Here is a 1,143-nt window from a genome sequence, read left to right as displayed (position 1 = left end):
GCCGCCCCCATCAGGGTTTTGACCTGGTTTTTGCCAACCAGCGAGGACAGGCTTGCGAAGGCAAAGACCATCAACGCGACATAGTCGGCTGGCGTAAAGGTCAGTGCGAATTTGGCGAGGAACGGGCCAAACAACGACATCAAGATCACGGCAACGGTGCCACCGACAAACGACGCAATAGCCGAGATTGACAGCGCACGTCCGGCTTCGCCACGTTTGGCCATCGGGTTGCCATCAAGCGTTGTCATGACAGCACCCGCATCGCCGGGCACATTCAAAAGAATCGACGAAATGCGCCCGCCATATTCCGCGCCATAATAGATGCCAGCAAGCAGGATCAGGGCCGATTCAGGTGGAAGGCCCAGGCTATAGGCGATGGGCAGCAGAATGGCGACACCGTTGATCGGACCAATACCGGGCAGCGCACCAATCAGCGTCCCGGCAAAACAGCCGATCAGGACGAGCAACAGGTTCAAAGGCATCAGTGCGACGCCAAAACCGCCGCTTAGGCCACTTAGAACTTCATTCATGGGGATAAACTCACAAAAGCGGTGCCAGCAGACCTTCTGGCAGGTTCAGGCCCAGCAAATAGTCACAAATGCCATATCCGAAGATGCCGGTCGCACATCCAAAGGCGACAGCATGCAGGCGGTTTGCACCCAGCATGACCGACAGCAGGCAGCAAAACAGCGCGGTCGAAATCACAAAACCGAGTGGTTGGTATAGTTCTGCGTAGCCTGCGAGCATCACAACCAGCATCAGCAAGCGAAACCAAACACTGCGACCCAGCGCAAACTGGATGTGATCCGGGCGCACAAGGACGTAGAGACTGCACAGCAGGAAGACAACAGCCAGCACCTGCGGCCACGTTTCAGGTCCAAGCGGGTCATACTGGAAAGGGGCCTTGATAACGAAAAAGGCGACATAGGTATAAATGCCGCCAGCGATCAGGGCGAACAGGGCAAAGAGGCGATCAGCCATCGGAGATCTCCGGCCTAGGGAACGCTAGAAAAACTGAAGGTCCCCCGTTCGGAAACGGGGGACCGACATGTTTGGCGATTACTGGATCAGGCCAGCTTCTTTTGCGATTTCGCGAAGCTTCTTGATGCGTTCCTTGACGTTGTCATCAAGGTCCTTGCCCGC

Annotated in this window: 2 protein-coding genes; both read right to left on the bottom strand. The window is 56.2% G+C overall.

Going from position 1 to position 1,143, the window contains the following annotated elements; all coding sequences use genetic code 11:
• The coding region (locus B3Z49_RS09850; RefSeq protein WP_296990428.1) for a tripartite tricarboxylate transporter permease at window positions 1-530 on the bottom strand (530 nt) is incomplete at its 3' end.
• Window positions 531-540: 10 nt separating this feature from the next.
• Window positions 541-981 (bottom strand): tripartite tricarboxylate transporter TctB family protein, encoded by a 441-nt coding sequence (locus B3Z49_RS09845; protein ID WP_064787359.1) that lies wholly within the window; start codon window positions 979-981, stop codon window positions 541-543.
• Between the last annotated feature and the right edge of the window lie 162 nt (window positions 982-1,143).

Origin of the sequence: Thalassospira sp. UBA1131 (assembly GCF_002311515.1) — a bacterium.
GTDB lineage: Bacteria > Pseudomonadota > Alphaproteobacteria > Rhodospirillales > Thalassospiraceae > Thalassospira.
Note: the sequence above shows the minus strand (reverse complement) of the source record. Positions and strands in the feature narration are given on the sequence as shown.